This window comes from Pseudoalteromonas sp. MQS005, assembly GCF_001661605.1.
Classification (GTDB): Bacteria; Pseudomonadota; Gammaproteobacteria; order Enterobacterales; family Alteromonadaceae; genus Pseudoalteromonas; species Pseudoalteromonas tetraodonis.
Genome location: NZ_LYRQ01000003.1, coordinates 48026 through 62363 on the forward strand (window position 1 = coordinate 48026; position 14338 = coordinate 62363).

A 14338-nucleotide genomic window follows, 5' to 3' on the forward strand; every position below is an offset into this window, starting at 1 on the left:
AGCATCTCTATTCATAAAAGATGTCAATAATGGATCCTCAACAACTTAAAGTCGCTATTAATACCATTATGCCGTTTGGTAAATATGCGGGACGTCCCTTACTTTTGCTGCCTGAGCCTTATTTAGTGTGGTTTAAACAGCAAGGCTTTCCTGATAGCAAGCTCGGCTCTCAACTTGCAATGATGTACGAAGTGAAGCTTAATGGTTTAGAGCAAATGTTGATGCCATTACTAGAAAAAAATAGTAAATAAAATAGAACTTTTCTAAAAGTGGCCTGTCTATCTATTTGCTACTTGTTGATTTTTTGGTTTTAAACCGCAAAAAAGCGCCTTTACGGCGCTTTTTTATTGTTTGGGATTTAGGGTCTGTTGATCTTTCAAGGTTAAATTTGCAGCAGCCTGTTTGGTATTTAGGCAAGGCAGAGCCTATGTGGTGTGGTTATTCCCCATAAATAGGCGATAACGCAGCATCAATGCCAAACAGGCGCTGCCCGAAGGGTTCTGCCTAGGGGCGATTTACTCTTTGTTGCCTACATGGATGTAGGTAAGGGGCGTGAGCAGGACGCGGAAGCTTTGCTCAGTTTTTACTTAACCCACTAGGTTACAAACTTCGCGCCGCAATTAAACCGCCCCTAGTTTGAACAAATTTTAATCCGCAAAGGTCAACAGACCCTAGTTGTCGAGCGTAATAATAAACTTAACCCCACCCAGTGTTGAGTCTTCAATTGCGCACTGACCTTTGTGCCATGACACAATTTTACTCACTATCGCCAGCCCTAACCCAAACCCACCGGTTTTTTTATCACGACTTTTATCTAAGCGCGTAAACGGCTTAAATACTTTTTCGCGCTCAGAGAAGGCAATGCCGGGGCCATCATCTTCAACCACTAGCAGTAACTTTTCATCGGCAGTACTTAAACTAATATGTACACTTTTCGAGGCATGTTTAAGTGCATTACTGATTAAGTTTTGCAGCACCCGCGACATAAAATGACTATCGCATAAGTAAATAAATTGAGTGGGGAGCGTTGTTGTTAGTTTAATACGGGTATCAAAGTTTACTTTTTCAATATTAGTTTTAATTAATGCAACGATATCGCAAGGGGCTAATTGTAGACTAGGTTGCTGTGTATCTAAACGGGCGTATTCCAACATTTCAGATACCAAGGACTCCAGTTCATGAATATCCATTTGCATGTCAGATAAATACTGCTGTGCTTTGGTATCGTGAGTTTTATCCTCAAGTATTGCAATAGCAAACTTCAACCGCGCTAATGGCGTTCTAAATTCATGAGATACAGAAGAGGTGAGCTCTTGCTGAGCACTCAGTAAAAACTCAATACGTTGCTGCATTACTTGCAATGTATCGGTGATGGGTAAGAAGAATGACTTTGAGCCATGGCTTAATTGAAAGTCTTGCGAGCCACCCACTGCCTCGCATGCATGACTCAGCTTTGCAAAGTCTCGCCACAACAAAAAGCTCCACAAACCTATTGGTAAACTTATAATAAACAACACCAGTAAATACGGTAACACAGTCCCTGAGCTGCTGTGTTTAACACCCACAGGGCCTACTTGTAGCAATTGTGAATTATTTAGCGTTACATACCAAACGATACGCTGCTGTTTATCATATAAATAAAGGTAATGGTTTTGAAATAGTTGTGCTTGCTGTTCAGGTGGGAGCACTAGATCTTGCTGGGCAATGACTTGGCTATCAAAATTATGTTTAAGCTGCTCAAGCCCATCTGGGGTTTGTGAAAGCAGCCATAAAGACTGCCCAAATTCGTCATCTAACAATACACTTTGCTGAGATTCATCATAGGGCCAAAACTGCTCTATAACGCCACTAACAATAAACAAAGAGACAATAATATACACGTAAAGGCTTATAAATAGCTTTCCCATTAACCTAGCCTAACACCTTGCATTTATTACATATCCCACGCATCTGATACAAATAGATAGCCTTGCCCCCATACCGTTTTAATTCGATAGGGTTTATCACTGTTATCACCGAGCTTTTTACGAATGCGTGATACACGAACATCCACCGTGCGGTCTAACCCGTCGTACTCACGCCCTATCATATGTTGATGGACATGCTCTCGACTGAGCACTTCACCAGCATTTGAAGCCAATAACCACAGCAATTCAAATTCATGAGAAGTCAGGACAATTTCAACACCGCTTAGCTTTACAATGCGGCTGGTTTTATCTATTGATAAGTCACCAAATTGAAGTTCTTCAATCGCTTTAACACTTGGCTGTCCACGGCGAAGCAATGCACTAATTCGAGCAAGAAGTACACGCGGCTCTGCCGGTTTTATAACGTAGTCGTCAGCCCCGAGTTCTAAGCCTATGACTTGATCGAAGTCTTCACCCTTTGCTGTTAGCATTAAGATAGGGAGAGTGTATTTGTCACGTACTTGTCGACATACGCTAAAGCCATCTTTTCCTGGCAACATTACATCTAAAATGATCAAGTCGACGTGGTTTTCACTAAGATAAGGGAACACTTCGTCACCGCGTTCTAAAACGTCAACTTCTAAGCCATTATGCTCAAGATAGTCTTTGGTTAATTGTTGCAACCCTAAATCATCTTCAACAAGTAATATCTTTGGCATTTACTGCTCCTAAATTAAAAAAAGCTCCAAGGTGAGCGTAGCCGATGTTTTTTCTTAGCGTATGCGGTTTGCACTTCTATTTGCACACTCGCTAACGATACACCTGTATGGGGATTAATCAGGGAGTATATGGTCTCCACCTGAACACGCGCTTTATAACTAAGTTGGCCTTTTTTGACACCTTGCCAGCATTGTAATTGTGTATCTTGTTGGTATAAACATACATCGCTAGCGGCTGACAGTTGCCACTTAAATTTTAACTCAAGATCACAAAATTCTTGTTGTTCGGAAACCACACAGACTTTGGGTGATACGTTAAGTGAAGAGGCTTTTGCAACGCTAGCGTTGCTAAAAAATGAAGCTGCAAGCACAACCAACATAAAACACTTCATATTAAAATGTATGTTCGAATCCTATAAAGGCGGTCATTGAATAGTCATGTTCAAAAAGCGGGCTGCTATCCATTGCTGAATAATCATAATAGGCTAAATGAAAACGAAGCGCGTTGACTCCATCTACAGGCCAACGGGCGTCGATTTTAGCATAAGGTTGCCAACTACTACCAACTTCTATTTCACCGTAAATAGATTCAGCGCTATTTAAACCATAAAAATAGTTATTTAGTTGGGCTGATTTGTAATTAACGCCTAACGTCGACTTTAACGTTAATTGCTTAAACTCATGGTGATATTGCCATTGCAACGATCCCCTATAGCCATTATAAACGCTGTTTACATCATGCAATAATTGCGCAGAAAATACTTGCTGCTGCTTTACAAAAAAATAGCTGATACCGGCATCAAGTGCGACTCGTCTTTTTTGTATATTATTTATATTTACTTGACGAGGTGAGTCAGTGTGTAGCGATTCTAATATCTCGTTTTCAGACGTTGTTTTAAAGGGGAAAATATTTTGTGGATGCCAATCAATAAAAAAACGTGATTCAGGGTTAATTTCTGACACAAAACTAACGTTATGTTGTTTGCTTTGTAAAAAAGAATAACCAAGGCGGCCATTATCAAAAAACCAATTTTGACCATAATAGGCCACTTGCGGAATAACAACTAAGGGGATGTTATCTGCACCATACAGAGGATTTGTGATCACCCCAACACCAACACTCACACTAAGGTTAAGCTCATCAGTGGATATATGTTGCTGCTTCTGAGCAATCGCATTAGTGCTTAATAGCACTAATAACAGGCATGTGTTTATTCTCAGATGGAACCGCATGAAGTTAATCGCTAGTTTATAAAGTGGCTTTGACCCTATAGTAGCAAGTAGTATGAACACAAGCTCTAGAGGGTTACAATCATTAACAAATTTGATACAAACAGAACACGTTTACATATCGGCCGCTATTTCTACCCGATTACGACCATGGGTTTTAGCTAAATAAAGTGCTCTATCTGCCTTTTCAACTAATAAACAGCTCTTACTAAAAGGTTCCATTAAAGCAATGCCGAAACTGGCTGAAATATTACGTTTATTATTACTGTCTTCTTTTTTACGAATCGTCAATTTGGCAATGCTCAAACGAAGCTGATTACAAAATGCCATCGCATCATTAATGCTTTCAAAGTAACCCGTAATACAAAATTCTTCACCACCAAAACGATAAGCTCTGTATTGCTCTTGTACACTATTTTGCACTTTTTGAGCGACTAGCTTGAGTACCTCATCGCCTTTTTGATGGCCAAAATCGTCATTAAAACGTTTAAAATGATCAATATCGAACATAATCAACACCGCTAATTTACCGTGTTCATTTTGTGAAGAGGCGTTCAAACAAAACTCAACAATGTCTGTGTCAAACTTACCGCGATTAAATAATCCGGTTAAGGAATCTTTATCAACCGCTTCTTGGGTCACGCTAAGCGCTTCTTTTAAATCTTTAATTTCGTTGTACGCTTGCGCTAATTTGGTTTGGAATCCACGGGCGTAATCTTGCATCGCAATTGATTCGTCAGTTAGGCGCTCAACGCAAGAAAGGATCTCATTAAATGAGTTAATACTAGAGAGTGTTTTTAATTCATTTTGTGAATCAACTAACGAGGTAGTAAAGCTTTTCGAATATTGAATGGAGTCACTAAGATCAAACTGCATTTGCTCTACGGTGCCATGAAACCTTTCAGACATTTGTTGAAAAAATGCAAGCTCTTCGTCATTAATATGCTTATTAAAAATTTCTTGGGCGGTTTGAGCTGAACACGTATTGTGCAAAGAGATGACTTTATCAAGCTCTGTGTTTAGTTGTGGGTTGTCGCCCTGTACATAACAGTACCAAATAGCATAATTTATTGGCGTTACAGGCATTTTGTATTTAACCATCAACGGAATGGCTTTTTTTAAACACTGGGCAGAATGAGCAAGTGAAACCGTATTATCCATAATTAAAACTCTTAGACATCACAACAAAGATGTTAATAAACACATAAATATTAGCGGTTTATATTAACAGTTTTTTATCATCCAACAAGCCTATATTATGTTTTCCCCCATATTTTGTGCAATATTCCAAAGCGCACTAATAGCAGGGTCGTTTAGTTCTTTATGTAATACAGCCAAACCAATTTTAAACCCTTGTGGTGGCTCGCCTTTATACTCTAAAACCTGAACCTTATCGTTAAGCGGACTATTATCGAGTACAATTTTTGGGATCATGGCCACGCCTAACCCTAAACTCACCATAGATACCATAGCTTCATGCCCTGCCACTTGCGCGTAAATTTTTCCTTGTACATTATTTTTTCGCCACCACTGCTCCAACCTTTGCCGTGAAAATCCTTGTTCAGCAACAATAAATTCAAGCTCAGACCAATCAATAGTTTCGCTACTAGTGGCTAATTTTTCTGTGATCGGACATTGAATAGTGGGTGCAATTAATACCAATGGCGAGTAGCCAATATCTACAAATGCAATTTGTGCAGGTAATTTACTGGGTCTGGCTGCAATGGCCATAGATTCATGTCCATCTAACACTCGGTTAATAGCCAAGGCGGGATCGCCCGTATTTAAGGTAATTTCAATATGCTGATGCTGAGCTCTCAGTTGCTCTAAAATATGATGCAAAAAACTGTAAGACGCGGTAACGGAGCAATAAAGGCTCACATTGCCATAAATATGTTGTTGCGGTTCGTTTAAATTAGCTTTAAACCGCTGCCAATGACTAAGTGTTGCACTGGCATACTCCTTAAATGCAACGCCTTCGCGGGTAAGCTTTACACTGCGATTATCACGCTGGAATAACATCACCCCTACTTCATCTTCTAACTGCTTAATATTACGACTTAAAGTGGGCGCACTTATGTGGCATAACTCACTGGCACGAGAGAAATGAAGCGTTTTTGCCAACGCCAAAAAGTAATTTAAATGCTTATGATCCATAACAACACCAGTATTTCATATTATGAAACACTTTAATTCAAATATATCATTTTACGCAAGAAAAGATTTTCCATATTGTTATTCCAAGCAAAGCAAAAGCAATGCATCTAACAAACTGAATTAATAGGAAACTTATCATGGCAAATTATTTTAATAGCTTACCTTTACGCGAACAATTAGCGCAATTGGCACAATGTGAATTTATGGGCGCAGACGAATTTAACGACGGTGTTGCTGCACTTAAAGGTAAAAAATTGGTAATTGTAGGCTGTGGCGCTCAGGGCCTAAATCAAGGCTTAAACTTACGTGATTCTGGTTTAGATGTAGCCTATACACTACGTGATTCAGCCATTTCTGAGCGTCGTCAGTCATTCTTAAATGCATCTGACAATGGTTTTAAAGTGGGTACATATGAAGAGTTAATCCCAACAGCCGATGTAGTACTTAACTTAACACCTGATAAACAACATACTGCAGTTGTTAATGCCATCATGCCATTAATGAAACACGGCTCAACCCTTGCCTATTCACATGGCTTTAATATTGTTGAAGAAGGCATGCAAGTTCGTGAAGACATTACCGTTATTATGGTTGCACCAAAATGCCCGGGGTCAGAAGTACGTGAAGAGTATAAACGCGGCTTTGGCGTACCTACATTAATTGCGGTTCACCCAGAGAATGATCCTCAGGGCCATGGCTTGGCACAAGCAAAAGCCTATGCAGCAGGTACAGGTGGTCATCGCGCGGGGGTACTTAAATCATCATTTATCGCTGAAGTGAAATCTGATCTGATGGGCGAGCAAACCATTTTATGTGGCATGCTACAAACTGGCTCTATTTTATGTTTTGACAAAATGATTGAAAAAGGAATTGATGCCGGTTACGCCTCAAAGCTTATTCAATATGGCTGGGAAGTGATCACAGAAGCACTTAAATATGGCGGTGTGACAAACATGCTTGACCGCTTATCAAACCCTGCAAAGGTTAAAGCGTTTGAGCTAAGTGAAGAGCTTAAAGTGATTATGCGTCCTCTTTATAACAAACACCAAGATGACATTATCGATGGCACATTTTCACGTGTAATGATGGAAGACTGGGCAAATGATGACGCTAACTTACTAAAATGGCGTGCTGAAACTGCAGAAACTCATTTTGAAAAAACCCCTGCAGGCGATGTAGAAATTGCTGAGCAAGAATTTTTTGACCACGGTATTTTAATGGTGGCAATGGTAAAAGCGGGTGTAGAACTGGCATTTGAAACTATGACAGCGGCCGGTATTATTGCAGAATCTGCCTATTATGAGTCACTGCATGAAACGCCGCTGATAGCCAATACTATTGCACGCAAAAAGTTATTTGAAATGAACCGCACTATTTCAGATACCGCTGAGTACGGCTGCTATTTATATAACCATGCCTGTTTGCCGCTTCTACAAGAATTTATGCAAGGTATTGATACTGATGTTATTGGTAAAGGCTTAAATGAGCAAAGTAATCAAGTTGATAACCAAACCTTGATTCAAATAAATACGGCTCTACGTGAGCACCCTGTTGAGAAAGTAGGCGCAAAATTACGCGGCTACATGTCTGCAATGAAAAAAATAGTTTAACCCAAGGGTCCTAGAACTTTCACTTGTTAGAAACCAAGCCCACTTGCATTTTGCTGTGGGCTTTTTTAAGTGCAAATTAATCATCAATAGCTGAAAATAAATAATGTGCTAAAATAATTCCCCTCATTGCCTCAGTTGTAAATATAAGCACTATCATGACGATACAAAATCTCTCTATTACTCAAAAAATAACAGCCCTTGGAAGCATTATTGCTATTTGTGTTGCTGTATTAATTGGTTTGACGTCTTTGCATAACTCAAAGAATATTATTGAGCAACGCATGATCGAATCTGAACTGCCAAGTAAATTGCAAACAATCAGTAATCATATTGGTGGCGAGATCAATGAACTTCTTGGTGCAGCACAGCAGCTTTCGGCAAATACCTTTATTTTAGATTGGGCAAATGCTGGCAACAACAACGACACGCTATTACTTAAAGAGCTCAATCGTTTGGTTGACCAATACGATCTTGCCACGGCTTCGTGGGCGAATAAAAACACTGCACAATATTGGAATCAAGATGGCTTTTTACGTGTTTTAAAAAATGATGCCGCAGATGGCTGGTTTTTTGCTTTTACACAATCAAAGCAACCTTACTCAATTAGTATTTATCAAGAGTCTGAAAACGATGTAAAAATGTTTGTTAACCACCAACAACCTAATGGTTTAGGCTTGGCAGGCTTAGCAAAAAGCATTACAGATATGCAAAAGCTGCTACAACAATTTAAAATTGAGCAATCAGGGTTTGTGTTTATTGCCGATAAAAACGGATTAATTCAGTTACATAAAGATGCAGACAAAGTCGCTAAGGTTAATATAGATAGTATTTACAGCGCTAATATTCATAACAAATTACTTAATAAAAACGGCTTCGCTTTAGAGGAAGTAAATATCAACGGGCAAGCCACACTCATTGCAGCCACACCGATTAAAAACACTGACTTATTTGTATTAGCTCAAGTCCCAAAAAGCGAAGTCTTTTCTAGTGTAAATACCCTAGAGTGGCAAATATTCACTTTCACTATCATCACTGCGCTAATCGCAAGCGTGATCAGTTACTTATTAGCTCGCTCTTTAGCTTCACCGTTATCAACAATGGCTGAGTTATTTTCGCGTTTAGGGCGTGGCGACGCAAATTTAGCCTATCGCTTACCAACATCTCCCCAACCTGAGCTAAATAATTTAACCACCGGCTTTAATCAATTTATTGAAAAAATAGAAACCGCTATTGTGCAAGTAGCTAATGAGAGCCACGGTATTCGCCACAGCTCAGATCATGTATTTTCGCAAGCCAAGCAAAACTCTTTAGCGCTTGATAAGCAAAAAGAGCAAACTATTTCAGTTGCAGCAGCCATTAATGAAATGGGCGCTACAGTGCAAGAAATAGCGCAAAGTGCTGCCAATGCAGCTAAGTTAACCAACGATAGCCGCGATAACACTAAGCAAAGCCATCAACAAGTGTTACAAAGCCAAACGACAATCTCAGCCCTTGCCAGCGACATTGACGGCATAACCGAGCAAGTTGCTTTACTTTCTAAAAAGACTATTGATATCGCTAGTATTGTGGATTCAATTAGAGGTATATCTGAACAAACCAACTTACTGGCTCTTAATGCAGCCATTGAATCTGCTCGTGCTGGTGAACATGGACGAGGCTTTGCTGTAGTTGCTGATGAAGTAAGAGCGCTGGCGAATCGTACCTCACAATCGACCACTGAAATTCAATCAATGATTGAAGAGCTCACTCATATTTCAGATGACGTTGTCAGCGATATCGGTCAATCAAAAGATAAAGCACAACAAAGCGTAAGCGCAATGCAAAACTCGGTTGAGTTACTTAATACCATTACTGAAACAGCCAATGAAATTAACGATATGGCGACCTTAATTGCCACCGCCACCGAACAGCAAAGTAGCGTTGTGAATGATGTAGGTCGTAGTATTGAGCAAATAAGTGAGATCAGTGATAAGTCAATGAGTGAACAAATCAATACAGAACAAGCAATTCGTGATTTAGCCACCAGCGCACAAACACTTGATGCACTCGTTGCTACGTTTAATCAGCAACGTTAAATAGAGTGGTACATTAAAAAATAACCTCTGTACAAAATAACCACTATACTTAAGTGTGTTTTTTGTACAGAGGTGTGTATGAATGCTCTTCAAGGTAAACATTATTTACTGATTGTGTGCCTGCTGGCTCTGTGTGCTTGTAGCACCACAGATAACGCCAATATAAGCGTGTCAATCCCCACTATTACTCCTCCCATGCAATTACAACAGCAGCTGGTAGAGTCTGAGCAACAAATATTTCAACTCGACGACGGCCTCAAACAGCAATTAAATGCTTACGTGCAATCGAGTAAATCAGTTGATGAAATAGCGTATAGCCTACTTAGTTTTTTACTCACAAATGGCGATAGCGCTTTATCTTATCAATCCACCACGACACAAACCGCATCTCAGAGCTATCAAAACTTAAACGCCAATTGCTTGTCACTATCAATTTTAGCATATAGTTTAGCTGAGCATTTAGGGCTTAAAGCTCGCTTTCAAAAAGTACACATTCCGGAGTATTGGTCACTAAATCAGGGATTTAATTTACTCACGGGGCACATCAACCTTGCCATAGACAATAAAACGAAACTCAAAGACAGCTCACTTGTTTATCAGCGTAATAAGCGTTTAATCATTGATTTTGATCCCAATAGCCGACAAGCCCGTTTTGCAACCTCATTGCTTTCAAAAAAAAGAGTGACCGCTATGTTTTATAATAATAAAGGGGGTGAGGCACTGGTAAATAAACACTATGATTTAGCGTTTAGCTATTTCAAAGCAGCAATCAATACGGACGCTTCATTTAGTGCTAGCTGGGGCAATTTAGGGGTACTCTTTAAACAATTAGATGATTTAAAGCAAGCGGAGCAAATGTATCGCTATGCTATTGCCTTAAATACTGATAATAATACTGCACAAGGTAACTTAGCATTATTATACACACTCACAGATAGAGTGGCCGAAGGCGAAAAGCTATTGGCTGAGCTTGACAAAAAACGCCAAGAAAATCCTTACTATCATATCTCGCTTGGTAACAGTGAGTATGTAAATGGTAATTTTAAAGGCGCAATTAGCCACTATAAAAAAGCGAACGCTATGTCACCAACCTTACATGAAAGCCACTTTGGACTGGCGCGAAGTTACTTTGAGTTAAATAATATAGCTAGGGCGGAATTTCATTTGCGTAAAGCCAGAAAAAAAGCAGACTTTACACATGACAAACAACGCTATGATAATAAACTCATCGCATTAAAATCACTTATCGTTAAGGCGAATCATTATTAAATTATTTAGTTTAACCTGCATTGTATTTTTTATAAGTTGGAGTGGACTCTCAAAGCCGATTGAGCCGCAGTTATTCACTGATTTAACAACGCTAACCAGCTCTAAATTAGCAGGCAGAAAAACGAATAGTCACTCGGCTTTACTCACCAGAGAATATTTAAAAGCACGCTTTAAAGAGCATCAACTGACGGTTATTGAACAACCTTTTACTTATCCATCAGGGCTGTTTTCTAAGGCGCAAGGCGTAAATATTGTTGCGACCAAAACAGCAAAAAATTTACCTGTTATTGTTATTACAGCGCATTACGACCATTTAGGCCTAAAAGCCGGAAAATTACATCCTGGTGCTAACGATAATGCCTCGGGTGTTGCCGCATTACTATACTTATCGAACGCTTTACAGATGCAATCATCCTATGGTTTTATGTTTGTTGCAACAGACGCTGAAGAAAACGGTTTACACGGCAGTGAGCACTTTGCCAAAACAATGCGCCAGTCTCCTATTGCTTTAAATATTAACTTAGATATGTTGGCAATTAAAAAATCGCATAAGCGGTTATACGCGCTAACAAGTCGTTCGTTAAAAGGTCAACTCACTCCACTATTTAGCCAAATAAAAAATACGAGTGTCGAATTAAAGCCCGTTTATTCATCACGAAAAATGAGCAGATTAACCAACACGAAACAAATAGACTGGCACAGAGCCAGCGACCATTATTCATTCGCTAAACAGAAAATTCCGTATGTGTACTTTTCGATGGGCGCCGATAACTATCATCACACAGCAAAAGATACGCTCAAAAATATTAATACTGCTCTTTATCAAGAAGCAGTATTGCTAATTGAGGCATTTATTAATCAGCTTTTGACAAACCCTGAGGTATTCAGTCCCCCCTTAAAAGCAGCAACGTAAGCCTCTTTTTTTGCCCGTGGAAGTTTTTTAATCGCATATTCTAATTTACTTGCGTCGCTTTTAGTCCCAACTTGTTGCTGATGAATGAGCACCAGCGGTCCTTTCCCTTTGAGGTTTTTTGCCCCTTTACCCGCTTGGTGCGTTGCTAAACGACGCGCTACATCAACTGTAATGCCGGTATACCAATGACCAAACCGTGTTTGCACAATATACAGTGACCAAACAGCCGGTTTAATTTTACTATTGCACAACTCATCGTTTAAACTTTTTTGATTATTAATGGTCAAAACCTCGCCTTAACGCGCTAAACAAAAACAATTACTCAAAAGGGTTTTACCTTGAGTGACTAATCGGTATCATGCAGACTATAAAAAATAAGGATCACAACTAACAATGCAGTCGTTAAAAACTTTTTCTCTTTGGCTTATCGTCGCTTTAACGCTTAGTTCAGCCGCAGGTTGTTCTAGCTGGGTGTACAGAATCAACATCCCTCAAGGTAACTTTTTAGAACAATCAGACGTTGATAAGCTTCGCGTTAATATGACTCGCGAGCAAGTAATTTATGTACTAGGCAGACCGATTGCCGAAGACGCCTTCGATAAAAATACTTGGCGTTACGTTTATAGCTTTAATAAAGGGCGCGCTAATGAACAATATAAATCATTAGTATTAAACTTTGAAAATGAAAAGTTGGTAACGGTCTCTGGTGACTATGAGCAACCAGAAAACTTTACAACCCCTTTAGAGCAATAAGCCATTTGGGTTTAATTTAAAAAGGTGAGCATGGCTCACCTTTTTTGTATCTAGCGATCTAACGGTCGGCCACCGGTTACTTTATTTGCGCGGCCCTCTTCTTTGGCTTTTTCGGCGCGCTTTCTGCGGGCATCTTTAGGGTCGGCAATTAATGGGCGGTAAATTTCAACTCTATCGCCGTCTTTAAGCTCATGATTAAGCTTTACCGTTCTGTTCCATACACCTAAAGTTAAAGCGGTTGCATCAATTTCAGGGCACTTCTTAATAATACCTGATTGGATCACTGCTTGCTCTGCGGTGGTACCTTGGAATACCTCTATATTTAGCGTGGTTGCTTTCGTTGGTAACGCAAACACAATTTCAATATTGATCATGCTCGCTCTCCATATACCGCTTTTGCTCGTTGAGTAAAGGCACTCACCATATTTTTAGCCACATCATTAAAAATTTTACCAAACGCAAGTTCTATTAACTTACTAGAAAATTCAAAGTCTAGCTGTAAATGCACTTTGCACGCATGCGCATCTAATTGCTGAAAATGCCAGCGACCTTGTAAGGTTTTAAAAGGCCCATCGACCAAGCGAAGCATCACTGTTTGCTCATCAATTAGCGTATTTTCAGTGGTAAACCATTTTTTTATACCGGCTTTAGATATTTCTAAACTGGCGGTCATGTTATTATCATGCTGCTTAATAATTTTTGAGTCTGAACAATTAGGTAAAAACTGCGAATAAGCTTCTACATCATTGACTAGATCAAACATCTCTTTAGTGCTGTACATAACCAGCGCACTTTTCTCTATTTGTGGCATACTCACTCCCAACTGTGTGCAGGAATTTTAGCAAGCTTTGTGCGTTTCCCCAAACTTTCATCGCGCTTAAATGAATCCTTCGCTTTTGCATGTATAATTTAAAAAAATCGATGTAAAACATCTCGTATAACGTATATTATAGGGCACTATGGCTAAGAAAAATTCATCAAAATCGACAAGTAATACCATCGCGCTAAATAAAAAAGCGCGACACGAGTATTTTTTACACGACAAGTTTGAAGCAGGTATTGAACTCCAAGGCTGGGAAGTAAAAAGTATCCGAGCAGGTAAAGTAAATATCTCTGAAACTTATATTCATCTTAAAAACGGTGAAGCGTTTTTATTAGGCAGCACAATCCAGCCTTTAAATAGTGCATCAACCCATGTTATTTGCGACCCGCTGCGTTATCGTAAATTATTACTAAGCAGACGTGAACTTGACCGTTTGGTTGGTGCAACCGAGCGTGATGGTTATTCATTAATTGCCACAGCTATGTATTGGAAAAAATGCTGGGTAAAGCTTGAATTCCATTTAGCGAAAGGTAAGAAAATGCATGACAAACGTGAAGACGGTAAAAATAAAGATTGGTCCCGTGAAAAAGAACGCTTAATGAAACATAAAGTTTAAATAAAAACGCCTAACATCATGTTAGGCTTTTTTTTTGCTAAATTTTTAGGAAAATACAAATTATTACAAATTAAAGTCGCTCGGCGTTTTGTTTATCAATAATAACTAAATCACGTTACAGCGCCAAATAGCGAGCATCCTATCGTTTACCTTTATTGAGAAAATCAGTACATATTAGTGCAGATAACAAAATCATCTTTGTGGCCAATTGATAACAGTTAAGTTACATGGTATTAATAATTCGACTTGTAAAACAAGTAAATTAT

Annotated in this window: 16 protein-coding genes; 7 read left to right on the forward strand and 9 right to left on the reverse strand. The window is 39.2% G+C overall.

Annotated features, from left to right (window positions below; genetic code table 11):
* Positions 1-29: 29 nt before the first annotated feature.
* Positions 30-251, forward strand: a complete 222-nt coding sequence (locus A9479_RS02275; RefSeq protein ID WP_010387988.1) for a DUF3820 family protein — start codon at positions 30-32, stop codon at positions 249-251.
* Between the two features lie 420 nt (positions 252-671).
* On the opposite strand, the gene A9479_RS02280 is transcribed toward A9479_RS02275, so the two are convergent.
* The 6 genes from A9479_RS02280 to ilvY form a co-directional block, all read right to left on the reverse strand.
* Entirely contained in the window at positions 672-1907 is a 1236-nt protein-coding gene (locus tag A9479_RS02280) for an ATP-binding protein (protein WP_064662599.1), read from the reverse strand.
* Positions 1908-1933: 26 nt separating this feature from the next.
* Positions 1934-2626 (reverse strand): response regulator, encoded by a 693-nt coding sequence (locus A9479_RS02285; RefSeq protein WP_013465514.1) that lies wholly within the window; start codon positions 2624-2626, stop codon positions 1934-1936.
* 14 nt (positions 2627-2640) lie between these two features.
* Complete coding sequence (locus tag A9479_RS02290; RefSeq protein ID WP_028834008.1) at positions 2641-3006, reverse strand: DUF3019 domain-containing protein; 366 nt, start codon at positions 3004-3006, stop codon at positions 2641-2643.
* A gap of 13 nt (positions 3007-3019) precedes the next feature.
* Entirely contained in the window at positions 3020-3859 is an 840-nt protein-coding gene (locus tag A9479_RS02295) for a MipA/OmpV family protein (RefSeq protein ID WP_064662600.1), read from the reverse strand.
* Between the two features lie 111 nt (positions 3860-3970).
* Positions 3971-5017 carry a GGDEF domain-containing protein gene (locus A9479_RS02300; RefSeq protein WP_013465517.1) on the reverse strand — a complete coding sequence of 349 codons (1047 nt, stop codon included), beginning with the start codon at positions 5015-5017 and terminating at the stop codon, positions 3971-3973.
* A 90-nt stretch (positions 5018-5107) separates the two neighbouring features.
* The gene (gene ilvY / locus A9479_RS02305; protein ID WP_024602050.1) at positions 5108-6013 is read right to left on the reverse strand and encodes an HTH-type transcriptional activator IlvY; all 906 of its coding nucleotides are present in this window, start codon (positions 6011-6013) and stop codon (positions 5108-5110) included.
* Positions 6014-6150: 137 nt separating this feature from the next.
* Here ilvY and ilvC point away from each other — a divergent pair, with 137 nt between their 5' ends.
* From ilvC to A9479_RS02325, 4 genes are all read left to right on the forward strand, one after another.
* Positions 6151-7623, forward strand: a complete 1473-nt coding sequence (ilvC, locus tag A9479_RS02310) for a ketol-acid reductoisomerase (protein WP_064662601.1) — start codon at positions 6151-6153, stop codon at positions 7621-7623.
* A 155-nt stretch (positions 7624-7778) separates the two neighbouring features.
* Entirely contained in the window at positions 7779-9698 is a 1920-nt protein-coding gene (locus A9479_RS02315; RefSeq protein WP_013465520.1) for a methyl-accepting chemotaxis protein, read from the forward strand.
* Between the two features lie 78 nt (positions 9699-9776).
* On the forward strand, positions 9777-10967 hold the full coding sequence (locus tag A9479_RS02320) for a tetratricopeptide repeat protein (protein WP_064662602.1): 1191 nt from the start codon (positions 9777-9779) through the stop codon (positions 10965-10967).
* Between the two features lie 250 nt (positions 10968-11217).
* Entirely contained in the window at positions 11218-11880 is a 663-nt protein-coding gene (locus A9479_RS02325) for a M28 family peptidase (RefSeq protein WP_064662603.1), read from the forward strand.
* On the opposite strand, the gene A9479_RS02330 is transcribed toward A9479_RS02325, so the two are convergent.
* Positions 11826-12167 carry a GIY-YIG nuclease family protein gene (locus A9479_RS02330; RefSeq protein WP_016899245.1) on the reverse strand — a complete coding sequence of 114 codons (342 nt, stop codon included), beginning with the start codon at positions 12165-12167 and terminating at the stop codon, positions 11826-11828. The genes A9479_RS02325 and A9479_RS02330 overlap by 55 nt on opposite strands.
* Positions 12168-12273: 106 nt before the next feature.
* On the opposite strand from A9479_RS02330, the gene A9479_RS02335 reads away from it, so the two are divergent.
* Complete coding sequence (locus tag A9479_RS02335; RefSeq protein WP_013465523.1) at positions 12274-12633, forward strand: outer membrane protein assembly factor BamE; 360 nt, start codon at positions 12274-12276, stop codon at positions 12631-12633.
* A gap of 50 nt (positions 12634-12683) precedes the next feature.
* On the opposite strand, the gene A9479_RS02340 is transcribed toward A9479_RS02335, so the two are convergent.
* Together A9479_RS02340 and A9479_RS02345 are read right to left on the reverse strand one after the other, a co-directional pair.
* On the reverse strand, positions 12684-13007 hold the full coding sequence (locus A9479_RS02340) for an RnfH family protein (protein WP_013465524.1): 324 nt from the start codon (positions 13005-13007) through the stop codon (positions 12684-12686).
* Positions 13004-13444 carry a type II toxin-antitoxin system RatA family toxin gene (locus tag A9479_RS02345; RefSeq protein ID WP_013465525.1) on the reverse strand — a complete coding sequence of 147 codons (441 nt, stop codon included), beginning with the start codon at positions 13442-13444 and terminating at the stop codon, positions 13004-13006. The genes A9479_RS02340 and A9479_RS02345 overlap by 4 nt, the downstream gene beginning before the upstream one ends.
* Before the next feature lie 148 nt (positions 13445-13592).
* Here A9479_RS02345 and smpB point away from each other — a divergent pair, with 148 nt between their 5' ends.
* A complete protein-coding gene (smpB, locus tag A9479_RS02350; RefSeq protein WP_013465526.1) occupies positions 13593-14072 on the forward strand; it encodes an SsrA-binding protein SmpB in 480 nt (159 codons plus the stop codon).
* Positions 14073-14338 lie beyond the last annotated feature (266 nt).